Origin of the sequence: Salinivibrio proteolyticus (assembly GCF_001996165.1) — a bacterium.
Taxonomy (GTDB): domain Bacteria; phylum Pseudomonadota; class Gammaproteobacteria; order Enterobacterales; family Vibrionaceae; genus Salinivibrio; species Salinivibrio proteolyticus.
Window position 1 is genome coordinate 254,182 of the sequence record NZ_MUFP01000005.1, and the last position, 22,301, is coordinate 276,482.

Annotated in this window: 24 protein-coding genes; 12 read left to right on the forward strand and 12 right to left on the reverse strand. The window is 47.0% G+C overall.

The genetic code is table 11. From position 1 onward, the window contains the following. Positions 1-143: 143 nt before the first annotated feature. The 5 genes from BZJ19_RS05325 to thrS form a co-directional block, all read right to left on the reverse strand. Positions 144-776 (reverse strand): class I SAM-dependent methyltransferase, encoded by a 633-nt coding sequence (locus BZJ19_RS05325; RefSeq protein ID WP_077674858.1) that lies wholly within the window; start codon positions 774-776, stop codon positions 144-146. Between the two features lie 256 nt (positions 777-1,032). Then, entirely contained in the window at positions 1,033-1,386 is a 354-nt protein-coding gene (rplT, locus tag BZJ19_RS05330) for a 50S ribosomal protein L20 (RefSeq protein ID WP_069587639.1), read from the reverse strand. Between the two features lie 38 nt (positions 1,387-1,424). Beyond that, positions 1,425-1,619: a 50S ribosomal protein L35 gene (rpmI, locus tag BZJ19_RS05335; RefSeq protein ID WP_069587638.1), complete on the reverse strand. Its 195-nt coding sequence runs from the start codon at positions 1,617-1,619 to the stop codon at positions 1,425-1,427. A gap of 95 nt (positions 1,620-1,714) precedes the next feature. Continuing rightward, positions 1,715-2,260, reverse strand: a complete 546-nt coding sequence (gene infC, locus BZJ19_RS05340; protein WP_069587637.1) for a translation initiation factor IF-3 — start codon at positions 2,258-2,260, stop codon at positions 1,715-1,717. A gap of 3 nt (positions 2,261-2,263) precedes the next feature. Continuing rightward, a complete protein-coding gene (thrS, locus tag BZJ19_RS05345) occupies positions 2,264-4,192 on the reverse strand; it encodes a threonine--tRNA ligase (RefSeq protein WP_077674859.1) in 1,929 nt (642 codons plus the stop codon). A gap of 252 nt (positions 4,193-4,444) precedes the next feature. Here thrS and hutC point away from each other — a divergent pair, with 252 nt between their 5' ends. The 8 genes from hutC (at position 4,445) to BZJ19_RS05385 (ending at position 13,538) form a co-directional block, all read left to right on the forward strand. Beyond that, positions 4,445-5,149, forward strand: a complete 705-nt coding sequence (gene hutC / locus BZJ19_RS05350) for a histidine utilization repressor (protein ID WP_077674860.1) — start codon at positions 4,445-4,447, stop codon at positions 5,147-5,149. 62 nt (positions 5,150-5,211) lie between these two features. After that, entirely contained in the window at positions 5,212-5,994 is a 783-nt protein-coding gene (locus BZJ19_RS05355; RefSeq protein ID WP_077674861.1) for a substrate-binding periplasmic protein, read from the forward strand. A 55-nt stretch (positions 5,995-6,049) separates the two neighbouring features. After that, positions 6,050-6,841 (forward strand): substrate-binding periplasmic protein, encoded by a 792-nt coding sequence (locus tag BZJ19_RS05360; protein ID WP_077674862.1) that lies wholly within the window; start codon positions 6,050-6,052, stop codon positions 6,839-6,841. Between the two features lie 148 nt (positions 6,842-6,989). After that, the gene (gene hutI / locus BZJ19_RS05365) at positions 6,990-8,213 is read left to right on the forward strand and encodes an imidazolonepropionase (protein ID WP_077674863.1); all 1,224 of its coding nucleotides are present in this window, start codon (positions 6,990-6,992) and stop codon (positions 8,211-8,213) included. Continuing rightward, entirely contained in the window at positions 8,210-9,226 is a 1,017-nt protein-coding gene (gene hutG, locus BZJ19_RS05370) for a formimidoylglutamase (protein ID WP_077674864.1), read from the forward strand. The genes hutI and hutG overlap by 4 nt, the downstream gene beginning before the upstream one ends. 2 nt (positions 9,227-9,228) lie before the next feature. After that, on the forward strand, positions 9,229-10,917 hold the full coding sequence (hutU, locus tag BZJ19_RS05375) for a urocanate hydratase (protein WP_077674865.1): 1,689 nt from the start codon (positions 9,229-9,231) through the stop codon (positions 10,915-10,917). Positions 10,918-10,927: 10 nt separating this feature from the next. Then, positions 10,928-12,466, forward strand: coding sequence for a histidine ammonia-lyase (gene hutH, locus BZJ19_RS05380; protein ID WP_077674866.1), 1,539 nt, complete (start codon positions 10,928-10,930; stop codon positions 12,464-12,466). A 199-nt stretch (positions 12,467-12,665) separates the two neighbouring features. Further along, complete coding sequence (locus BZJ19_RS05385; protein WP_077674867.1) at positions 12,666-13,538, forward strand: fructosamine kinase family protein; 873 nt, start codon at positions 12,666-12,668, stop codon at positions 13,536-13,538. 43 nt (positions 13,539-13,581) lie between these two features. Here BZJ19_RS05385 and srlR read toward each other — a convergent pair whose 3' ends face one another. The 6 genes from srlR to srlA form a co-directional block, all read right to left on the reverse strand. Then, the gene (gene srlR, locus BZJ19_RS05390) at positions 13,582-14,349 is read right to left on the reverse strand and encodes a glucitol operon DNA-binding transcriptional repressor SrlR (RefSeq protein WP_077674868.1); all 768 of its coding nucleotides are present in this window, start codon (positions 14,347-14,349) and stop codon (positions 13,582-13,584) included. 77 nt (positions 14,350-14,426) lie between these two features. Then, positions 14,427-14,786 (reverse strand): transcriptional regulator GutM, encoded by a 360-nt coding sequence (locus tag BZJ19_RS05395; RefSeq protein ID WP_077674869.1) that lies wholly within the window; start codon positions 14,784-14,786, stop codon positions 14,427-14,429. 54 nt (positions 14,787-14,840) lie between these two features. Next, positions 14,841-15,620, reverse strand: a complete 780-nt coding sequence (gene srlD / locus BZJ19_RS05400; RefSeq protein WP_077640346.1) for a sorbitol-6-phosphate dehydrogenase — start codon at positions 15,618-15,620, stop codon at positions 14,841-14,843. 18 nt (positions 15,621-15,638) lie between these two features. Beyond that, positions 15,639-16,004 (reverse strand): PTS glucitol/sorbitol transporter subunit IIA, encoded by a 366-nt coding sequence (locus tag BZJ19_RS05405; protein ID WP_077456115.1) that lies wholly within the window; start codon positions 16,002-16,004, stop codon positions 15,639-15,641. A gap of 12 nt (positions 16,005-16,016) precedes the next feature. Beyond that, positions 16,017-17,030 carry a PTS glucitol/sorbitol transporter subunit IIB gene (gene srlE, locus BZJ19_RS05410; RefSeq protein WP_077674870.1) on the reverse strand — a complete coding sequence of 338 codons (1,014 nt, stop codon included), beginning with the start codon at positions 17,028-17,030 and terminating at the stop codon, positions 16,017-16,019. A gap of 17 nt (positions 17,031-17,047) precedes the next feature. Continuing rightward, positions 17,048-17,599 carry a PTS glucitol/sorbitol transporter subunit IIC gene (gene srlA / locus BZJ19_RS05415; RefSeq protein WP_077674871.1) on the reverse strand — a complete coding sequence of 184 codons (552 nt, stop codon included), beginning with the start codon at positions 17,597-17,599 and terminating at the stop codon, positions 17,048-17,050. Between the two features lie 325 nt (positions 17,600-17,924). On the opposite strand from srlA, the gene BZJ19_RS05420 reads away from it, so the two are divergent. The 4 genes from BZJ19_RS05420 (at position 17,925) to BZJ19_RS05435 (ending at position 21,582) form a co-directional block, all read left to right on the forward strand. After that, complete coding sequence (locus BZJ19_RS05420; protein WP_077674872.1) at positions 17,925-18,899, forward strand: KpsF/GutQ family sugar-phosphate isomerase; 975 nt, start codon at positions 17,925-17,927, stop codon at positions 18,897-18,899. Between the two features lie 100 nt (positions 18,900-18,999). Continuing rightward, the gene (gene hxpB, locus BZJ19_RS05425) at positions 19,000-19,644 is read left to right on the forward strand and encodes a hexitol phosphatase HxpB (protein WP_077674873.1); all 645 of its coding nucleotides are present in this window, start codon (positions 19,000-19,002) and stop codon (positions 19,642-19,644) included. A 188-nt stretch (positions 19,645-19,832) separates the two neighbouring features. Continuing rightward, the gene (locus BZJ19_RS05430) at positions 19,833-20,036 is read left to right on the forward strand and encodes a CPXCG motif-containing cysteine-rich protein (RefSeq protein ID WP_069587628.1); all 204 of its coding nucleotides are present in this window, start codon (positions 19,833-19,835) and stop codon (positions 20,034-20,036) included. A 175-nt stretch (positions 20,037-20,211) separates the two neighbouring features. Then, positions 20,212-21,582 carry an MATE family efflux transporter gene (locus BZJ19_RS05435; protein WP_077674874.1) on the forward strand — a complete coding sequence of 457 codons (1,371 nt, stop codon included), beginning with the start codon at positions 20,212-20,214 and terminating at the stop codon, positions 21,580-21,582. 58 nt (positions 21,583-21,640) lie between these two features. Here BZJ19_RS05435 and BZJ19_RS05440 read toward each other — a convergent pair whose 3' ends face one another. Further along, entirely contained in the window at positions 21,641-22,300 is a 660-nt protein-coding gene (locus tag BZJ19_RS05440) for an HAD family hydrolase (RefSeq protein ID WP_077674875.1), read from the reverse strand. Position 22,301 lies beyond the last annotated feature (1 nt).

Consider the following 22,301-nt stretch of genomic DNA (forward strand, 5'->3'; position numbering starts at 1 on the left):
CATGAATCTTGTACGTAACATTCACTGCCCCACATTCGACTTTTTCAATAGACAAGCACTGACCGATGCAAGGCCAATGCATTAACAGTCTATTTAAATCTTTAGCATTGATGAGTAGTACTCCGAGCTCCAAAAATCTGTCATTAACGGCGCGCTTTCACTGCTTCTGCATACAACGCTTTTACTCCATGTCCTAGAACTTCGATTTGAATACCCTCAAACATCGCCGCATCAAGATATTGCAGTGTTCTTTTCGGCGTGAGTTTTATCGCACCTGCAGGCTTGTTACCGTACATTTTGATATAACGATACATAAGCCCAATCTGCTGGAATAAACTCATGCTGTATTGGGTCATACTCATCACAATCAGGCGACCACCCGGTTTTAATACTCGCTTTGCTTCAAGTAATGCTGCATGTCGACAGGGAATGATGTGCAAGAGGTTGGCCATCAAAACTGTATCAAACTGATCATCTGAATATGGCAACTGTGTACAATTAGCCACATCTGTGTGGACATTTGCATGACCTTGAAAACGCTGCTTTGTAGTTTCGACCATTTTCTCTGATAAATCAGTAGCTAGGATCGATATAGCATTATGGAGAAGGCTGCTCGTATACGTACCATTTCCACAACCAAGCTCAAGCACTACCCCGAGGTTCTCTAACTCAGCAAGTCTCGATTTCACTGTGTCTATAATGACCTGCCCAACAACATAAGTATTTCTCTGCTCGAAGCTATCAGAAAATGCTTCCCACTTATTTACAGTTATCATGCTATTACCCTTCTAACTAAGGCCGGAGGCAGATGAAGATTTAATAGCTCAACAAAGCATCAGTGAAACTGTGCCTACTTAAAGTGCAAAGGCATTATGCATCTTATTATCTACGCAATATAACACGATATTTTAGTTAGATAGTGTAATGCAGTACTCACTTTTATATGCACACAGTAAAATTATCTAGACATTCAGAAATAACAAAAAAGGAGAGCCGAAGCTCTCCTTTCTCAGCAATTCTTTACTGTAAAAATTACAGTGAAGCTTTCGCTTTTTCTACCAGCACAGAGAATGCTGCTTTGTCATATACCGCGATATCGGCAAGGATCTTACGATCGATTTCGATAGATGCCTTTTTAAGACCGTTAATCAGACGGCTGTATGACATACCGTTTTGGCGAGCCGCAGCGTTGATACGTGCGATCCACAGTTGACGGAATTGGCGTTTCTTCTGGCGACGGTCACGGTAAGCATATTGACCAGCTTTCGTTACCGCCTGAAAAGCTACGCGGTATACGCGTGAACGCGCACCATAGTAGCCTTTCGCTTGCTTCATTACACTCTTGTGACGTGCACGAGCTTGTACACCACGTTTTACGCGAGCCATTGTGTCTCTCCTAAACTAAATAAACTAAAACTAAAAACTTATGCGTATGGCAGCATGCGAGCTACTTGCGCGGTTTCGCACGCTGGTAGGATCGCGTTTGGACGCAGCTGACGCTTGTTCTTAGTAGTACGCTTAGTCAGGATGTGACGTTTGGTTGCGCGCTTGTACTTGAAGCCACCAGCAGTTTTCTTGAAACGCTTAGCAGCACCTTTGTTGGATTTCATCTTAGACATGATGAATAACTCCGCATTGTGTTAATAACATAGCAATTTGGCGAACAAAACGGCCGCACCTTTCGGCGCAGCCGATCGTTACTTGGAAGCCAAAATTACTTCTTCTTAGGGGCAAGAACCATGATCATTTGACGGCCTTCGATGCGTGAAGGGAAGCTTTCTACTGAAGCGATTTCAGCAGTGTCTTCCTTCAAGCGGTTCAGCACGTCAACACCGATGCTTTGGTGCGCCATTTCGCGACCACGGAATCGGATAGTAACCTTGACCTTGTTACCCTCTTCAATGAAGCGAACCAGGTTGCGTAGTTTTACCTGATAGTCGCCTACATCTGTACCAGGACGGAATTTAACTTCCTTAACCTGAATAGTCTTTTGTTTTTTCTTCTGCTCTTTCGCAGCTTTACTCTTCTCGTAAAGGAATTTGCCGTAATCCATAATACGACAAACCGGCGGCTCAGCGTTCGGACTGATCTCGACCAAATCTAAGCTTTCAGCTTCCGCTTTCGCAAGCGCTTCATCAAAGGGTACGATACCGAGTTGTTCGCCGCTGTCATCAGACAATCGAACTTCTTTGACACCACGAATTTCGTTGTTTAGACGATGAGCGTTCTTCTTTGCCGGGGCTTTTCTTGCGCCTTTAATACCTTATTCCTCCACAATATTGAGTGTTCGATCTTGCACTTCTTGCTTCAATTGAGCTAAGAAATCGTCAATCTTGAATTTACCCAAATCTTTACCTTTACGGGTCCGTACTGCGATTTCACCAGCTTCCATTTCTTGGTCACCACAAACCAGCATATACGGAACACGCTTCAGAGTGTGTTCGCGGATTTTAAAGCCAATCTTCTCGTTTCTCAAGTCCGCAGATGCTCTAAATCCAGCTTTTTGCAGTTTTTTCGCAATCTCTTGCACATAATCAGCTTGGTTATCCGTGATATTCATCACAACCGCTTGCTGTGGTGCGAGCCATGCAGGGAAGTGTCCTGCGTATTCTTCGATAAGAATACCGATGAAACGTTCCAATGAGCCCAAGATAGCGCGGTGGATCATCACTGGCGTATGACGTTCGTTATCTTCGCCAACATAGGTGGCACTCAAACGCTCTGGTAAGGCAAAATCGAGTTGCACCGTACCACACTGCCACGCGCGATCGAGGCAGTCATGCAAAGTAAACTCAATTTTCGGACCATAGAACGCGCCCTCACCTTCTTGAACTTCAAATGGAATATCCATTGAAGTCAGCGCTTGGTTTAACGCCTCTTCGGCACGATCCCACATTTCTTCTGAGCCAACACGCATTTCAGGACGTGTAGACAGTTTGACTTCAATGTTCTCAAAGCCAAATGTTTTGTAGGTATCGTAAACCATTTCGATACACGCACTTACCTCTTGCTGAACCTGCTCAGGCGTACAGAAGATGTGGGCATCGTCTTGGGTAAAGCCACGCACACGCATGAGACCGTGCAGTGCACCTGATGGCTCATTTCGGTGGCAGCTACCAAATTCCGCCATACGCAATGGCAGATCGCGATATGACTTCAGGCCTTGGTTAAAGATCTGCACGTGACCTGGGCAGTTCATCGGCTTAAGTGCATATTCACGGTTTTCAGAGTTAGTGGTAAACATGTAGTCAGCATACTTGTCCCAGTGACCAGAACGCTCCCACAAGATACGGTCCATGATTAATGGGCCTTTAACTTCCTGATAATCATACTCAGTCAGTTTGTCGCGAATAAATTGCTCAAGCTCACGGAAGATCGTCCAGCCATTGTGATGCCAGAATACCATCCCGGGCGCTTCTTGCTGCATATGGTACAGGTCAAGTTGCTTACCCAGTTTACGGTGATCGCGCTTCGCGGCTTCTTCGAGACGCACTAGGTGTGCTTTAAGTTGCTTTTTATCCGAAAATGCTGTGCCGTAAATACGCTGCAGCATTTTGTTGTCGCTGTTACCACGCCAGTACGCGCCCGCTACATTCAAAATTTTGAAGTTCTGACAGAAGCTCATATTCGGCACGTGTGGGCCACGACACATATCAATGTATTCTTCGTGGTGGTACAAGCCCGGACGGTCGTCGCGTGATACATTCTCATCCAAGATTTCCATTTTGTATGACTCACCGCGCGCTTCAAATGTATCGCGAGCTTCTTGCCAGCTGACGTTTTTCTTAACGACTTGATATTTGGTTTTCGCCAGCTCTTTCATGCGTTTTTCAATCGCATCGAGGTCGTCTTGAGTCAACGAACGTTCAAGATCGATATCGTAATAGAAGCCATTGTCGATGGTTGGACCAATCGCCATTTTGGTTTCTGGGAAAAGCTGCTTAATTGCGTGACCTAACAAGTGAGCACATGAGTGACGGATAATTTCTAAACCGTCTTCATCTTTCGCGGTAATGATTTCTAGCTGTGCGTCAGTTTCAATAAGGTCGCAAGCGTCAACACGCACGCCATCTACACGACCGGCAATACACGCTTTGGCAAGGCCTGGGCCAATATCACTGRCAACATCAAAAGTAGAAACGGGGTGGTCAAAAGCACGCTGACTGCCGTCAGGGAGGGTAATTACAGGCATTGATAACAATCCTTCTCAGTGGTGCCACACACCAAGTGGCACATGAATGTATTTCACGGTTTGAGAATAACCGCGCAGAGTAAGTAAGCGTCGATTATGAAGATACCGCTTTTGTGATGCAAGTCATCCCCTAAATTAATTCCCTTTTCTTTTCGTCCTTATCACCCCATTTGCGCCTGCCAGTCACTTGATTTTGTTATAAACTTCATCGATGCTCATTTGTATACACAATAAACAATGAAAGGATCACGCATGGCCAAAGCGCCCCGCTTTCAGCAAATCAAAGACTACATCGTAAATAAGATTGAGCAGCAAGTGTGGCCTGTGGGCGCGCGTATTCCTACTGAGCATGAGCTCTGCGCGCAGTTTAATGTAAGTCGCATGACAGTGAATAAAGCGGTACGCGATTTGGTAAACGAAGGCCGGCTTGAGCGTACACCGCGACTAGGCACATTTGTTACGCAACCCAAAGCAGAATCGCCGCTAATGGATATCCGCAACATTGCTGATGAAGTAACGGCGCGAGGCCAAACCTATCGTAGTGATATTCGCACCCTAAAACGGATATCGGCCTCCGCAGATGTTGCGATGCGCTTGGGTGTCATGCTTGGCACGGACGTCTTTTTTAGCGAGATAGTGCACTACGCCGATAATGTCCCTCTACAGCTTGAGCAACGCTGGGTTAATCCGGCACTTGCACCGGATTACCTGCATCAAGACTTTGGTCAACACACGCCCAACGAGTACCTGTCGCTAGTGTGTCCGGTAAATACCATTGAGCATACAGTAGAAGCGATCATTGCCTCGGATTCGGTCCGCCAAGCGCTAGCGATGAAAGCCGACGAACCGTGCTTGCTCCTGCACCGAAGAACATGGAGCCAACAAACGTTGGTCAGTGCGGCACTACTCTACCATCCCGGCACCCGTTACAAGCTGACTTCACGCACCGATCGATAAAAGCGGATACATGTGTGTCCTAGGCTATAGTTACTGAGAAGTCACTGTTGGGATGAAATTAGATGAGCATTCGTTTGATTCGCCGGTGGGTTTTGACAATCGCATGCGCGCTAATTGTCAGTACTTTTCCTGCTACAGCATCCGAGCCTACCATTCGCCTAACTAACGGGGAATTTGCTCCACTGATGTCGGCGCGAGCCAAACAWGGTGGGCTGGTAAGCCATATTGTTTCCGAAGCCTTAGCAAGCAGTGGCTATCAAGTTGAGTATGGATTTTTCCCTTGGAAGCGCGCTTATGTCATGGCAAAGAATGGACGGTGGGACGGATCGGTTGGATGGGGTTATACCGACGAGAGAGCTGAAGATTTTGTTTATTCAGACGCAATCTTTCCCGCCCGTGAGTACTTTTTCTATCGAGAGGGCTTTTTATTTGATTGGCAAGAAGATAGCGATCTTCAAGGCATCAAAATTGGCGTAAATCGAGGATATTTGAGCCAAAACGTTCTTCAAAATATGCGAGAACGCGGCTTAAACATTAATTACCTAACAACAACGACAGAATTACAAAACTTACGTGCATTGCTCGGAGGTCGAGTTGATGTTGTCGTTTGTAACGATCTCGTCGCTAAACGCTTGCTCAACCAACATTTTTCGCTTCAAGAGCGTGACATTATCGTACAACATCCTCGTCCTTTTACCGAAAGTCCATTGCACGTCATTGTGAGCAACAATATTGAGCACACTGAAGAAGTTATCTTGGCTATTAATCGCGGTCTGGGGGCCTTACGCGAATCCGGCCGTTACCAAGCATTGCTCGATGAATTCGAAGCCGGTGGGTATGAATAGCAGCATTGCTGATCGTCTATACTGATGCTAAATATCTTCTGCGCAAGGACAGAGAATGGGCACAGATAGGTTAGTTCGTTTTTACTGCGTGGTTACCTCGCTTGCGTTGATTGCCTTTGTCTTCCCTACTCCCGTATCGGCATCCAAGCCTACCATTCGTCTAACTAACGGGGAATTTGCTCCACTGATGTCGGCGCGAGTCAAACATGGTGGATTGGTAAGCCATATTGTTACCGAAGCTTTAGCAAACAGTGGCTACGAGGTTGAATATGGCTTTTTCCCTTGGAAGCGTGCTTTTGTGATGGCAAAGAATGGACGATGGGACGGATCAGTGGCTTGGGGCTATACTGCCGAGCGAGCTAATGACTTTGCTTACTCTGATCCTATCTACCCTGAACGTATTTACCTTTACTATCGCCAGCACTTTGTGTTTGATTGGCAGGATGATACTGATTTACAAGGCGTAAAATTAGGCGTTAACCGAGGTTATCTTGATGAATATATGCTTCAACAAATGCAAAAACGAGGCCTAGATATTAATTACCAAACAACAACGACAGAATTACAAAACTTCCGTGCATTACTTGGAGGTCGGGTTGATGTCGTTATTAGTAACGGTCTCGTTGCCGAACGTTTGCTTAAAGAGCACTTAACGCCGCAAGAACAAGATAAGATTTTACAACATCCACGCCCCTTTCGTGTCACGCCTTTACACGTGCTAATCAGTAAAAACATTGACCACACCGATGAATATACTTCCGCCATTAACCGCGGCCTGCAAATGTTGCATAACTCTGGTCGCTATGATGAACTCATCGCTGATTTTAACAGCGGTGCTTACGATTAACCTGCTCTCTCCTTCTTGCTAGCCAATCTCTAAATTCCCACAGAAACGATCGAACTGATCACAAAACCTTTACATCCCCTCTTGTGCCCAACCTCTTATTTGTCTATACATTTGTATAGACATTTAAAGAGGTAGTAAGGCATCACCGATGAGAAWGGTATATACCCACGCCAAATTAGTGACTATGGCCACCGATGTTTATGCATCTGACGGTTACAGCTGCCAAGAGAACCAAGCTATCGCAGTTGAAGACGGTAAGATTGTCGCCTTAGGGCACGACGCTGAAGCGTTGGATTGGCTCACCCAATCACTAAATGGCAAGTTAGTGACGCCGGGATTCATCGATAGCCATACCCATTTAGTTTATGCCGGTAACCGTGCCGGCGAGTTTGAACAGCGGTTGAACGGTGTGCCATATCAAACCATTGCAGCCCAAGGTGGTGGCATTCTGTCGACAGTAAAAGCGACACGAGCAGCCAGTGAAGCAACCTTATTGGAACTGGCTCTACCGCGCGCCAATGCTTTGATACGTGACGGCGTCACAACAATGGAAATCAAATCCGGTTATGGGCTCACGCTGGAAGACGAGCTCAAAATGCTACGTGTCGCGAAATCGATAGACCAACACTTGCCGGTCAATGTATCAACGACGCTATTGGCCGCACATGCACTGCCACCTGAATACCGTAATGATGCAGATAGCTACATTGATTTTGTCTGCGAGACGATGATTCCGGCTGCGGCAGAGCAACAACTGGCAGATGCTGTTGATGTGTTCTGCGAGAGTATCGCGTTCAGTGTCGAGCAAGCAGAGCGTGTTTTCGCCGCCGCCAACGCTCATGGCTTAAAAATAAAAGCCCACACCGAACAACTTAGCGACCTAGGTGGCAGTGTCGCTGCAGCCAAAGCAGGCGCTTTATCCGTGGATCATATTGAGTATCTGTCAGAGGCCGATGTACAAGTCCTCGCTGAATACGACACCGTCGCGACGCTGCTACCCGGTGCGTTTTACTTTTTGCGTGAAACACAGCAGCCTCCTATTGCCGCTCTTCGTGAAAGCCGGGTCCCTATGGCACTTGCCACCGACTTTAACCCCGGCACCTCACCGTTTGCATCACTCACGTTGATGATGAATATGGCATCAACCTTATTTGGCTTAACCCCCAAGGAAAACTTATACGGCGTCACACGCCATGCCGCGCAAGCATTGGGTTTAGCACACAAAGGACAAATTGCCGTCGGGTTCGATGCCGACTTAGCCGTATGGGACTGTGAAACGCCAGCCGAGCTCAGCTACATGGTCGCTACCGCCCCACTACTCGGCCGTATCGTCAATGGTGATTGGTATGATGAGCAAGGAGTCCGAGGATGAAACATATACCTGCCGATATGTCGCTATGGCAAGGACGTACCGATCCTGAAGATGGCGAGCGCGGGCTACGTTTGCATCAACGTATTCAAGCACTGARTGACGAGAGTTCGCGTGCGGGGACTGTCTTATTTGGCTTTGCGTGTGATGAAGGTGTCGCGCGCAATAAAGGCCGTCAAGGCGCGGCGCTGGCACCGGATGCTATCCGTCAATCACTCGCAAACCTCGCTTGGCATCAATGTCCGCCATTATTTGATGGTGGCACTATCGCCTGTGACGATGGTGATCTTGTCTTAGCACAGCAAAGCCTAAGCGCACAGATTGCGAATGTCCTTCCCCACCACAATGTACTGACATTGGGTGGCGGGCATGAAACGGCGTGGGCAAGCTTTCAAGGCTTATCCAGTTATTTGTCGCGCCAATCGTCTGAAAACGGCCAGCGCGCCCCTAAAATTGGCATTATCAATTTTGATGCGCACTTTGACCTGCGTACGCCCCAAGGGCTGAGTCAGGAAGGTAGCTCAGGGACGCCCTTTGCACAAATTGCACAGTTTTGCCAACAACGAGACTGGCCATTCCATTATGCTTGCTTAGGCGTCAGCCGCACCAGCAATACCCAAGCCTTATTTGATAAAGCAGAGCAGCTTAATTGCTGGGTCGAAGAAGACACCCAGATGCATACTGACGCACTGCCGGCACTCAAAACCAAGCTCACCCAATTTATCCAAGGGTGTGATTATCTCTACCTCACTCTCGACATGGATGTATTCCCAGCCGCAAGTGCTCCCGGCGTTAGTGCGCCTGCCGCTTATGGTGTGCCCGTTCATGTCATCGAGCCTTTGCTCCAACACATCTTTACCGATGCCCACCAGCAGGCCATCCGTATTCCTGTGTGTGACATCACCGAAGTGAACCCAAACTATGACCGCGACCAACAAACCAGCCGCCTTGCCGCACGCATGGCATGGTCAATGTTGCATGCATCGCCGAACCGTATCGACAATCAAGGAGAGTAACCATGACGGATCCACGTTTTGACTCACGGACCATCCAAGCACCAACAGGAACGAAACTAAACGCTAAAAGTTGGCTGACCGAAGCGCCTTTACGCATGCTGATGAATAACTTACATCCAGATGTCGCCGAGCATCCGCATGGACTGGTGGTTTACGGAGGTATTGGCCGAGCCGCACGCAACTGGCAATGCTATGACAAGATTGTCGAGGTGCTAAAACGCCTTGAAGATAACCAAACCTTACTCGTGCAATCCGGTAAACCCGTTGGAGTCTTTACCACTCATAAAGATGCACCTCGTGTTCTGATTGCCAACTCAAACTTGGTGCCTCATTGGGCAAATTGGGAACACTTTAACGAGCTCGATAAGCAAGGCCTGATGATGTACGGCCAAATGACTGCAGGAAGCTGGATCTACATTGGCTCGCAGGGCATTGTGCAAGGCACTTACGAAACCTTTGTTGCGGTTGCTAAAAAGCACTTTGGCGGCGAAGCCAAGGGACGTTGGATCTTGACGGGGGGTCTGGGTGGCATGGGTGGCGCTCAGCCACTTGCTGCAACCATGGCGGGTTTTTCGATGATTGCGGTTGAGTGTGACGAAAGCCGTATTGATTATCGCCTGCGCACCGGTTACGTCGATCGCAAAGCAACGTCACTCGAAGAAGCGCTTGGGATAATTGAAGACGCCAAACAGTCCGGTAAGCCCGTCTCTGTCGGTCTATTAGCCAATGCTGCCGATATCTTCCCTGAACTGGTAGCACGAAACATCACGCCTGATGTAGTTACCGATCAAACGTCAGCGCACGACCCTCTGAACGGCTACTTGCCGCAAGGCTGGACGATGGAGCAAGCCATCGCACAACGAAAAGACAACGAAGCTGAGGTCGTTAAAGCGGCAAAAGCATCGATGGCCGTGCAAGTTAAAGCCATGCTTGAACTCCAATCTCGCGGCGCGGCGACTCTAGATTACGGCAACAATATTCGTCAAATGGCATTAGAAGTGGGCGTTGAAAATGCGTTTGATTTTCCGGGCTTTGTCCCTGCGTATATTCGTCCTCTGTTCTGTGAAGGTATTGGGCCATTCCGCTGGGCAGCATTATCCGGCGATCCGGAAGATATCTATAAAACTGACCAAAAAGTAAAAGAGCTGATCCCCGATGATCCGCACCTACACAACTGGCTCGATATGGCAAAAGAGCGTATTCAATTCCAAGGGTTACCTGCGCGCATTTGTTGGGTTGGCCTTAAAGATCGGGCGCGCTTGGCGTTAGCTTTCAATGAGATGGTAAAAAATGGTGAACTCAAAGCGCCGATCGTGATTGGTCGCGACCATCTGGATTCTGGCTCGGTTGCCAGCCCTAACCGTGAAACCGAGGGCATGATGGATGGCTCTGATGCTGTCTCTGATTGGCCTTTGCTCAACGCGCTACTTAATACCGCATCAGGCGCGACCTGGGTGTCACTTCACCACGGTGGTGGCGTCGGCATGGGCTTCTCGCAACATTCAGGCGTCGTGATTGTCTGTGATGGTACCGATGACGCCCATGCACGTATTGGTCGTGTGCTCCATAACGACCCTGCAACCGGAGTGATGCGCCACGCTGACGCGGGGTATGACATAGCGATTAATTGTGCCAAAGAACAGAACCTAGATTTACCGCTGCTGGATATTCCTAACCAGCCGCTGCGCTAAGGAGAGCAAAATGACCACATTGACGTTACAACCGGGCGAGCTCACGCTTGCCCAGCTACGCCAAGTGAGCCGTGAACCGGTAAAGATTGCATTTGCAGATGGCATTGAAGCCACCATGAAAGCAAGCACAGACACAGTTGCTGAGGTCCTTGACCAAGGACGTGTGGTTTATGGCATCAACACGGGGTTTGGCTTACTTGCCAATACCCGTATCGAACTTGATGATTTGGAAACACTGCAGCGCTCCATCGTATTATCTCACGCAGCTGGCATTGGCGAGTTTATGGATGATGCCACAGTACGATTGATGATCGTGCTCAAAATTGCCAGTCTGGCGCGTGGCTATTCGGGTATTCGCTTTAGCGTCGTCGAAGCGTTGGCAGCACTGATTAATCACGAAGTGTATCCCTGTATTCCCAAGAAAGGCTCTGTTGGCGCTTCAGGCGATCTCGCGCCTTTGGCGCATATGAGTACTGTTTTATTGGGTGAAGGCCAAGCACGCTACAAAGGCGAAGTGATCTCAGGTGGAGCCGCACTCAAAATTGCCGGACTGTCACCGATCACGCTTGGGCCTAAAGAGGGCCTTGCACTACTTAACGGTACGCAAGCATCCACGGCATTTGCACTAGAAGGCTTGTTTGAAGCCGAAGATTTGTATGCCGCCGCCACTGTGTGTGGCGCCCTATCCGTCGAAGCGGCGTTGGGAAGTCGCCGGCCGTTTGATCCTCGCATTCATGCTGTGCGTGGACACCAAACACAAATGGATGCGGCCGCTGCCTATCGTCATCTACTGGGTGAAACCAGTGAAATTGGCGATAGCCACCAAAACTGTGAAAAAGTGCAAGACCCATACTCGCTGCGCTGTCAGCCGCAAGTAATGGGCGCATGTTTACAGCAAATTCGCCACGCTGCGGACGTATTGACCACCGAAGCGAATGCAGTGTCTGATRATCCTTTGGTTTTCCCAGAAGATGGCGACATCCTCTCTGGAGGCAACTTCCATGCTGAGCCGGTGGCGATGGCAGCGGATAACCTCGCGTTAGCCATTGCCGAGATTGGCAGCTTATCTGAGCGTCGTATGGCCCTGCTCATCGATAGTAACCTCAGCAAGCTGCCTGCATTTTTGGTTAACAATGGTGGCGTTAACTCGGGCTTTATGATCGCGCAAGTCACCGCCGCCGCGCTCGCCAGCGAAAACAAAACCTTAGCGCACCCAGCCTCGATTGACAGCTTGCCCACATCGGCCAACCAAGAAGATCATGTATCTATGGCTACTTTTGCCGCCCGTCGCCTCAAAGACATGAGCAGTAATACACGTGGGATCCTTGCCGTCGAGTTGCTTTCTGCTTGCCAAGGTATCGACTTCCGAGCACCGCTAAAAAGCTCGGAGAAATTGGAGCAAGCGAAGGCGGAGCTACGTGGCGTCGTGCCTTTTTATGACAAGGACCGTTACTTTGCCCCTGACATTGAAAAGGCAAATGCACTCCTCCAAACAGGCACCTATAATCGTCTAATGCCTGCTGGCGCGTTGCCAAGTTTGCATCAATGATTTGCGCGTTATCTACATAATCTAACCATTAGTGAAACGGCCCTGTCCTAACGAATCGTGTTAACACACGCATAACTAAGGATTTGGGTCGTTTTTTATCTAAAGTGTCGCTATCTCCACAGATATTGGGCGAAATCATAGGCTAATATATAACCAATCGCTGTTACTTCCCCCTGACCTCGATGTAACGGAGTCGCTTATGTGGCATGCACTGTCGGTTCACCTTTCAGATCAACTCAATATTGATTTTGAAATCACAGAAAAAACGCCGGTTTCTGGCGGTGATATTCACGACGCTTATTGTGTCAGTGACGATAAAGCACAGCGGTTCTTCGTTAAAATTAATGAACGCGAGTGCCTACCCGTTTTTGAGGCCGAAGCAGAAGCACTGCGACAACTGGCTATCAGTGAACAAATACAAGTGCCACAGGTCCATTATGTTGGCCCAGTGAAAGATCAAGCGGCATTAGTATTAAGTTACCTCCCGATTAAACCTCTCGATGACACCCAAGCCTATTTATTGGGCCAACACCTTGCTCGCCATCACCGTTGGGGTGAACAGGTTGAGTATGGTTTTGATGATGATAACTACATCGGCATGACGGAGCAGCGTAATTGCTGGCACCGCAAATGGTGTCAGTTTTTTGCTGAGCAACGGATTGGCTGGCAGTTGCAACTTGCTGCCGAAAAAGGCCTCCATTTCGGCGATATAGAAGCCATCATTCAAGGCGTAAAACTCGCTTTGGCGGGCCACTCTCCCAAGCCATCTCTGCTACATGGTGATTTATGGCATGGTAATACCGGATTATCGGTGAACGGCCCAGTCGTGTTCGACCCTGCCAGTTACTGGGGCGATCGTGAAACCGATATCGCACTGACGGAGCTGTTCGGCGGCTTCCCAGAAAGTTTCTACAATGGTTATCACGCCGAATGGCCGTTAGATGAAGGCTACCAACAGCGTAAAGACATTTATAACCTTTATCATATACTCAACCACGTAAACCTATTCGGCGGCCCTTATTTAACGAAAACAGAGCAGTTGCTAGATAAGCTATTTTTAGGAAGCCAATAGGTTGAGGTTTACAGTATACGTTACTTTCCTTTAGGTAACTTAACTAGACAATGCGTACGTCTATGCCCTGCTGTGTCAACGTTTTAACATGCTCTGGATCGATGCCAGAATCCGTGATCAGCACGTCTATTTGGCTAATCGGTACAACCACATTAGGGCTACGTCGACCAAACTTACTCGAATCAGTAACAACAATGATGGTCCCTGCTGCCTGACACATAGCCTGGCTCACTTGGTAAGCTTCATTATATGTCGTGGTACCTTGAGTAAGATCGAAGCCATCAGCGCCAATAAATAATTTATCAAACGAGAATTTCTGAAATGCCTGCTCTGCGAGAGCACCGTGGAACGAGGCTGATTTGTGCCGATATGTTCCTCCTGGCATCAAAACAGTATGCGGCGACTCAAGTTCAGCGATAGCGTTCACAATATGAATGCTATTTGTCATGATCGTGAGTTCTAAAACATGTTGAAGATGGCTTACCATTTGTAGTGTGGWGCTACCACAGTCAAGGATAATAGACTCCCCATCCTGAACCAGTCCCGACGCAGTCTGCGCAATAAGAGACTTATGCTCAAGGTTTAAGGTTTGCTTGATATCCATCGGCCAATCCTCATTGCTGTGAGGAAATGTTGCAGCTTCAGCCGCGCCATAGCGGCGAATCACCAAGCCGTCTTCTTCCAACGATCGGAGATCACTCCTAATTGTTGCGCCCGAGGTGTCAAACGTAGACGCGAGTTGATTGACTGACGTTTTACCATTAGCCTTGAGAAATTCTAGCAATCTCTCTCTTCTTTTATCCAAATTCATTACATCATCCACCTTTTGATATACTTACTACTGTAAACACATAGCTTTCAGAATGAAAGATGTAAAAATCGAATCATCTAAGGATTTTCGCAATTTGCGACACTTATCGCCTCTTGAAGCGGCGAGCTTAGTTGCGATAACACGTTGTTTGATAGAGGAAGAGACTGGCCGATAAGACACGGTTTACGCTTTGGGCGAGAGAAAATTGAAACGCCACTCATGTAAGCAAAATCGACAATCTTTTCATCGTCGCCTGTCACGAGAATAACGACCGTTCTAGGCTTCCATCGACTTTTCGTCCGTCCGATTCTAACACTTCCTTTTCGAGACAATTCCCTTAATATTTGGTTAAACGCTCTTACTTGAAAATAGCCAAAACTAATTTGAAGCCCCCATGCGACTATCGCCACATAAATCATCGACCAAGTAGTATCCATAACGCTCCTTAAAGTAAAGGGGCCTTCCACCCCTTTACTTTTAAAATCACCAAATTAAAACATAACTTGTCCACCAGTTATGTTAATGGATTGCCCCGTGCAATAGGAAGCTTCATCACTGGCATAGAATTTAAGCACATTTAGAACATCTTGATAATCACAACCGGATTTCAAAGGCACTTTATCGATATATATCTGTTCGACATCCGCCTCATCAACATTCAGCTTTTTGGCATATTGTGGAATAAGTGACTGAAACATTGGACTTTTAAGTAAATTACCCAACATTAAAGAGTGAACAGTGACACCGTGTTCAGCTAAGTCAAGTGCTAAAGACTGGGTAAGTCCAACTCCACCAAATTTGGCAGCAGAGTATCCACTATTGTGCTTAGACCCTACCTTTCCTGACTTGGAGTTGATTTGTATAATACGTCCACCACGGCCTTCTCTTATCATTATCTTAGAGACTTCTCTTGCGCACAAGAAATACCCAGTCAAATTAACATTGATTGATAGTTGCCAGTCTGAAAACTCAAAACTATCAATCTTAGATGCGGTTGCCACACCAGCATTATATACTAATAGATCAATGCGACCGACAAGGGAGTCAACTCGCTCGACCATTTCTTTAACGCTAGATTCATTGGTCGCATCAACACCGATGCCAAAGGCAGTTTCGTCGCCATACTCTTGGTTAATTTCCTTGCTAACGCTAATGGCGTTCTTTTCATTTAAGTCAGCAACGATTACACGGTAACCATCATCGGCTAATCCTCGGCTAATAAACTCACCCAATGTTTGGCCACCACCGACAACTAATGCTACTTTACTCATAAATACCTCTAGACAACTCTAGTTAATATAAAATGTAATTTCATCGCCACATACGATATTATCAGGTCGATTACCTTCGACATGTACACAACCTGGAAACTCTGCAGAATGTTCACCATCAAAGCGAATCGTTATATGACCTAACTCACTTAAGTTTTTATTCACAACATCTCCCACTGCTGTGATAGAAAATGAGCGATCTGAAATTTTTAATGTATTACCTGGTTTAATCTCACCTTTCAATTGATCATGACAATGAATAAAGCAATAGTCTTTTACTTCCTCGGGAGCAATGTTAGAAAATAGAATCATCATATTCTCTTCTAACGCGTCGCTAGCAAACTCGCCGAGACTTTCTATTCTTACTTGATATAAAGCTGACATACGCTCCTCCTACTATTGATAAATAAACATCGAGGCAAACCAAGCAATCAATACAGTTGGCGCACCAGTTAGGAAGCGTGAATAAAGAACCGACGGCACACCGATCTCCACTGTCTTTTGGTCAGCTTCAGCAAGCCCTAACCCCACAGGGATAAAATCACAAGCGGCTTGCGAGTTAATCGCAAATAATGCGGGTAATGCCAAGTGAGGCGGAATGGTTCCCATGCCAATCTGAGTACCTACTAATACGCCAATGACTTGCGCAATAACGGCGCCAGGACCCAAGAAAGGTGAAAGCAAAGGAAAAGAGCAGATCAATGCTAACGTCACTAGTCCCAAAGGGTTTTGTGCAAGTGGTGTCAGTCCATGGGCAACTAAGTCGCCGAAACCTGATGCCATAATGACGCCAATAAGCATCGCGACAAACGCCATAAAAGGAAGGATTGTCTGGATAATGGTATCAATGGTTTCCCGCCCCGCTTGGAAGAATGTCGACATCACACCTCCCATCGCCAAGCCTACCCGTGCTAAAAGGCCATCACTTTGCTGACTCAATTTTTTATTAGTATCAATAGAGGCTCCTCCTGTGCTTGATACTTTTTCTTCTACATTATCAACGTGATTACTTGCTTTATCTTTAGCAACAGATTCATCCCCTACTGCACTGACAACTTTTATTCCCGAAGGAGTCACACCCGAAACATAAATATCTTCAGTAATATGCTGGGCTAGCGGACCACTTTTTCCCGTAGAATGAATATTAACGGTAGGTATTCTTTTTTTAGGATAAAGGCCACACCTCAGTGTGCCGCCACAATCAATTACCGCAACGCCAATCTCTTCTTCTGGCACACTTGTTTTAAAGCCATCTACAAGCTCATAACCAGTCACCTCTGATATTTTATGTGCAATCTCAGGACAAGATCCGCCAGTGATATACAGAACCTTTTTTCCCTCTTGAACAGGGAGCTTCAATGGGCCACCCCAACCACTACTGCCTTTTTCTATCACCAGTAATTTAGACATTTTTATTCCCCTTTTCATTATTGGATAATATGCACATTTCTATCGAGTTGTACGCCTTGTTGACGTTCAATAAAGTAGGTAGTGAGATCAGTTACCCAACCACGGAAGAAATTAGTGAACATACCCACTAATAAATAGCTCACAGCTAAAGGCCCAAGCGGTAATCCTAGTGTTGTGWTACCACCTGCCACACCCAGATAGACGAACAGCTCTCCGGGGTTAACATGAGGAAATAATCCATTCATTGAATGACAACTATAAGAAGCCGCCGCATAGTAGGAAGGTTTATAACGCTCTGGTAAAAATCGGCCAAGACTTAATGTCATTGGATTACAAAAAATAAAAGTACCAATGACAGGTAACACTACATAACGTGTAATTGGATTTCCTGCACATCTTTGGGCTAGCCACTCAACTCTTTCTTGCCCAACAAACCGAATTAATGCGTTCATTGCTACAAGTAGAGAAATGAGCAGAGGAAGTATCCCTGTGACCATCCCTAAAAAAACCTCTCCCCCCTTTTCAAACAGCCCGATAAACCATTCCGCACCATGAATTATCCACTCCATAAACAACCTCTTTCATTATGACTTTGTGTTTAACCACACTCATATTTTCATTTTGAAAGATAATTTAAAAGAAAAAAGTGGATAAGCCGTGACCAACCTCACGATGTTTTTTATTATGAAAAGCTGAAGTTGGATTTCAGCACCAAATAAAAGTGAAAGTCAGTTTTATTTCACATCAATTGGTGACATAAATCACATAAATGTCTATTTTAGCACCAGTTACAGCTATGAACTCGCTATTATCTGCTCATTGAGACGTTTAGAACATTTCAAAAAGAGCTTTTACAATAAAAACCTAGGCATATATTAGGAGAAGTGTATCAGTATGATCTATACAGAAAAAGAGGTGGTTGAAATAGGTAAAAACTATATAAAACAAGAGATTAATCAAGCCAAGAGGTTGTATTCCTCTATAGGAATCTCTTTTGTTGCAACAATCACATCGCTTTTAGAGTGCAAAGGAAAGGTCATAGTCTCAGGCGTAGGAAAATCGGGCCATGTTGGCAAAAAAATTGCGGCAACATTAGCGTCTACAGGTACACCAGCCTTCTTTATTCATCCAACAGAGGCGCTTCATGGTGATCTGGGCATGATTGGGCAAGAGGATGTCGTCATCATGATCTCGAACTCGGGCAACAGTCATGAGCTACAAAAAATACAAACGCTGATGGAAATGAAAAAGATTACAACTATCGCGGTAACGGGTAATCTCAATAGTCCGTTAGCGCGTAGCTGTGATATAGCGCTTAATATCAACACAAACCAAGAAGCCTGCCCACTAGGACTTGCTCCCACTTCTAGCACGACGAACACGTTACTGTTAGGGGATTCATTGGCACTCACTGTGATGACACTACGCCAGTTTGATAAACACGATTTTGCCCTATCTCATCCTGCAGGTGCATTAGGAAGCCGATTGATTACACGCATTGAACACTTAATAGAAGAAAAACATCAGCAAGCATTTTGCCTTCCCGACACTGAGTTACAGGACGCAATAACTATCATGTGTCAAACAGGACTAGGCCTCATCACGATAATAGATAATAGTAAACACGTTTTAGGTGTGTTTACCGATGGAGATTTAAGAAGAGCTTTTGCAAAGGGTTGTTGCCACACGGTCAAAATGCACACTTTAGTTCAGTCTCATCCTATCCTCATCTCTGCTTCTAGCCTTTGTACTGAAGCATTAGCGCTAATGCTTCGCCATGGCGTGACAGCGATACCCGCGATCGATGACAATTCTTGCTTTACTGGCGTTATCAATCAACATACCATTCATCGCGCAGGTATTTGTTGATAAGTCTTCTAAACACTTAGTACCACTTTATGTTCTACATCGGTGCTTATGCGTCGAATAAGTTCCTCACATTGATTATTCCCTTAAAACGAGGTTGGCAATGTTATCTGCCGCGATATTTGATATGGATGGTTTATTAGTCGATTCCGAACCATTCTGGCAACGCGTTCAAACCGAAGAGCTAGGAAAGCTAGGAGTTTCCATTAGTTTGCAAGACACCCGTGACACCACTGGTGTTCGAATCGATGAAATTGTTAAACACTATGCACGCACACAACCTTGGCAAGGCCCTTCAAATGCCGAGGTTAGAGAGCGTATCGTCGCGCGTGTGGTCGAATTGGTTCAGCAAGAAAAACCCATGATGCCGGGCGTGAAAGAGGCATTGGCCATTTGTCGCCAAGCCGGCCTTAAAATCGGGCTTGCGTCTTCGTCACCCCTGTCGCTCATTCACCCAACGCTAGATGCATTAGGGTTAAGTGATCAGTTTTCTATTATTGAATCCGCCGGTGATTTAAAGCACGGAAAGCCCCACCCAGAAGTCTACCTAAATGCCGCGCAAGCACTAGACGTTGAGCCTGAGCAATGTATCGCCTTCGAGGACTCGTTCACTGGCCTACTCGCCGCCAAAGCGGCCTCGATGAAAACCATTGTCGTACCGGCCGCCCATGAATGGAACGATCCACGCTTTGTCATTGCGGATCACAAACTTGAGAGTCTTAGCAACTTTACCCCAGAGATGCTGTAGTACCGATATCGTTCATTGGCGTTTCCATAAGGCGGCATTGGCCGCCTGTTTTATCTCTACCATTTTGCCAACTTCCTCAGCGTCTCGATACAGTTTGCCCAAGGAGGGCCGCGCCTCGTCATCTCTTCTATACTTCTAGTGAAAGCCGTATGGGGAAAGAAAGTGACGTCCCATCATGAGGAGGAACAATGAAAGACATCACTGACCGGATCGTGAGCTGCCCGCATTGTGGGCATCGTTTTGATATTACGCTTGATTTAAGCGGCGGAAACCAAGAGTTCTATGAAGATTGCCCAAATTGCTGCAATGCCATTCACTACAATATGCAGATTGATGAATTGCATAAAACGGTCAACTTATTTGTCGATGCAGACGACGAGCAAATCTTTTAACTGATAAGACACTCTCGGGCCAATCCAGCGCGACACACACTCAGCGTTATCCCGTCTGTCAGAAATACAGGCGCCGTGCCGAGTTTTGCTTTCTCTTTCACCGCTCTAGCACGTATAATCTCCCTCGTATTATCTGTTCCCTCCTTCCCTTTTAGACAACCGTGTTGAGGCAGTCGTGCAGCAGTATCGTGATGAAGCGAGCGCTATAGTTAGGCTCAGTATTCCAGTGTTTATCGCGCAAATCGCGCAAACGTCGATGGGCTTTGTCGACACCGTCATGGCCGGTGGCTATAGCGCGACCGACATGGCCGCGGTCGCCGTAGCATCAAGTGTGTGGATGCCAGCTATCTTGTTTGGTATTGGTCTGTTGATGGCCATGGTCCCAATGATTGCTCAGCTTAATGGCGCAAGCAAAGACGATCAGATCCCTTATCAGTTTCAGCAAGGCCTCTATATGGCCCTATTACTGAGTGTCCCTATTTGTTTGGTTTTGTATAAAGCCGGCGTCATTATCAACCTGATGGATGTCGAAGCTGCATTAACCGATAAAACAATCGGTTACTTGCACGCGGTTATTTGGGCGGTTCCTGCCTTTTTGGTGTTCCAAGCGATTCGTAACCTTTGCGAGGGTATGTCAATGACCATTCCCGCGATGGTCATTGGTTTTATCGGCCTTGCCGCCAACATTCCGTTAAACTGGATGTTTGTGTATGGCAAACTCGGTGCGCCTGAGCTTGGCGGTATCGGCTGTGGGGTAGCAACCGCCATGGTATATTGGCTGATGGCCGTATTGATGTGGCTTTATGTGGTATTCAGTAAAAAACTTAGCACCTTGCAGCTGTTTGTTTCGCTTTATGCGCCCGTGCTTAAAGAACAAGTCCGCTTGTTCCGTCTCGGTTTCCCTGTTGCCGCATCACTGTTTTTTGAAGTGACCTTGTTTGCAGCCATTGCGATTTTGATTGCTCCACTAGGGCCGATTACCGTGGCAGCTCACCAAGTTGCGATTAACTTTTCGACCATGATTTTTATGCTACCGATGAGCCTCAGTGCAGCGGTCAGTATTCGCGTGGGTCATTTGCTGGGCAAACGCACCACGGTAGGTGCAGGCAATTCGGCTAAAATTGGTATTTGGCTTGGCGTAAGCACCGCGTGTATTACTGCCATCCTTACCGTTTGGCTCCGCGACCCCATCATCGCGCTCTACTCGGACAATGTGGAAGTGGCGACACTGGCCTCATCATTGATGTTATTGGCAGCGGTTTATCAAATCACCGACTCTATTCAAGTGGTTGCTGCGGGTGCGCTGCGTGGTTATAAAGATATGCGCGCTATCTTCCAACGAACACTGGTTTCTTACTGGTTGTTTGGTTTGCCACTCGGCTACGTATTAGGTATGACAGATTGGCTGGTACCGGCGATGGGTGCTCACGGCTTTTGGGTTGGGATCATTATTGGTATTTCCACCGCGGCGCTCTTGCTCGGTCTGCGATTATTTTGGATGCGTAAACAATCGTCTGAGTTTCAACTTGCCATGTCAGAGCGCTAATTCTCTCGCCCTGCTGAGGCTTTCTTTCAGCAGGGCAACCAGTTCTCCCGCTTTTAATTTATCTCCAACTTAAAATCGTCCAATTGGGCTGGTCGGCTTGGGCGCGTAATCGCGAACATGGATTGACCAAGTAGACATAATCAGCGTACTGGCATAAAGGTAAGTCGTTGATCGAGTCCGTGAAAAAGTGAATCGCTGAATAGTCGGTTGACTGTGCATTTAGCCATGCCTCTAAACGTGCCACCTTCCCTTCTCGATAGCTTGGTACGCCGGCAATGGTAGCAGTATAGCGATTGTGCGCTGTCACTAAATCAATCCCCAAGGCGTCCGGGATCCCAAGGTGGCACCCCACTGCCTCAACAAGAAACGTGACGCTCGCTGAAATAATCACCCTATCGATGCCATCACGGTCTAACTGCGCCAGCAATGCTTTCGACTGGGCAAACTGCTTAGGTAAAATTTTGGTGTGCAAACACTCTTCTACCAACGCATGGACCTGTTCGACAGATAAGTCCGCCAGGGGCGCCATCGCAAATTGAAGGTAGCTCGCCATATTAAGCTTTCCTTGCGCATAAAGCTGCATTAAACGCTGATCTTCCTTTAAAAAATCGGCTTGCGTCACCACGCCTTTTTCTACCAAAAACGCGTTAAACAACATGGCACAGTCACCATTAATCAGGGTATCGTCCATATCAAAGACGTATAAAGGTGATGACATG

What these genes read in the sequence shown, in the direction of transcription:
- hutC (WP_077674860.1), top strand. Translation starts at nt 4,445, where the DNA reads ATGGCCAAAGCGCCCCGCTTTCAGCAAATCAAAGACTACATCGTAAAT.
- BZJ19_RS05360 (WP_077674862.1), top strand. Translation starts at nt 6,050, where the DNA reads ATGGGCACAGATAGGTTAGTTCGTTTTTACTGCGTGGTTACCTCGCTT.
- hxpB (WP_077674873.1), top strand. Translation starts at nt 19,000, where the DNA reads ATGTTATCTGCCGCGATATTTGATATGGATGGTTTATTAGTCGATTCC.
- BZJ19_RS05440 (WP_077674875.1), bottom strand. Translation starts at nt 22,300, where the DNA reads ATGTCATCACCTTTATACGTCTTTGATATGGACGATACCCTGATTAAT.
- srlE (WP_077674870.1), bottom strand. Translation starts at nt 17,030, where the DNA reads ATGTCTAAATTACTGGTGATAGAAAAAGGCAGTAGTGGTTGGGGTGGC.
- srlD (WP_077640346.1), bottom strand. Translation starts at nt 15,620, where the DNA reads ATGAGTAAAGTAGCATTAGTTGTCGGTGGTGGCCAAACATTGGGTGAG.
- BZJ19_RS05420 (WP_077674872.1), top strand. Translation starts at nt 17,925, where the DNA reads ATGATCTATACAGAAAAAGAGGTGGTTGAAATAGGTAAAAACTATATA.
- rpmI (WP_069587638.1), bottom strand. Translation starts at nt 1,619, where the DNA reads ATGTCTAAGATGAAATCCAACAAAGGTGCTGCTAAGCGTTTCAAGAAA.
- BZJ19_RS05325 (WP_077674858.1), bottom strand. Translation starts at nt 776, where the DNA reads ATGATAACTGTAAATAAGTGGGAAGCATTTTCTGATAGCTTCGAGCAG.
- BZJ19_RS05395 (WP_077674869.1), bottom strand. Translation starts at nt 14,786, where the DNA reads ATGGATACTACTTGGTCGATGATTTATGTGGCGATAGTCGCATGGGGG.
- BZJ19_RS05430 (WP_069587628.1), top strand. Translation starts at nt 19,833, where the DNA reads ATGAAAGACATCACTGACCGGATCGTGAGCTGCCCGCATTGTGGGCAT.
- BZJ19_RS05405 (WP_077456115.1), bottom strand. Translation starts at nt 16,004, where the DNA reads ATGTCAGCTTTATATCAAGTAAGAATAGAAAGTCTCGGCGAGTTTGCT.
- BZJ19_RS05385 (WP_077674867.1), top strand. Translation starts at nt 12,666, where the DNA reads ATGTGGCATGCACTGTCGGTTCACCTTTCAGATCAACTCAATATTGAT.
- hutU (WP_077674865.1), top strand. Translation starts at nt 9,229, where the DNA reads ATGACGGATCCACGTTTTGACTCACGGACCATCCAAGCACCAACAGGA.
- rplT (WP_069587639.1), bottom strand. Translation starts at nt 1,386, where the DNA reads ATGGCTCGCGTAAAACGTGGTGTACAAGCTCGTGCACGTCACAAGAGT.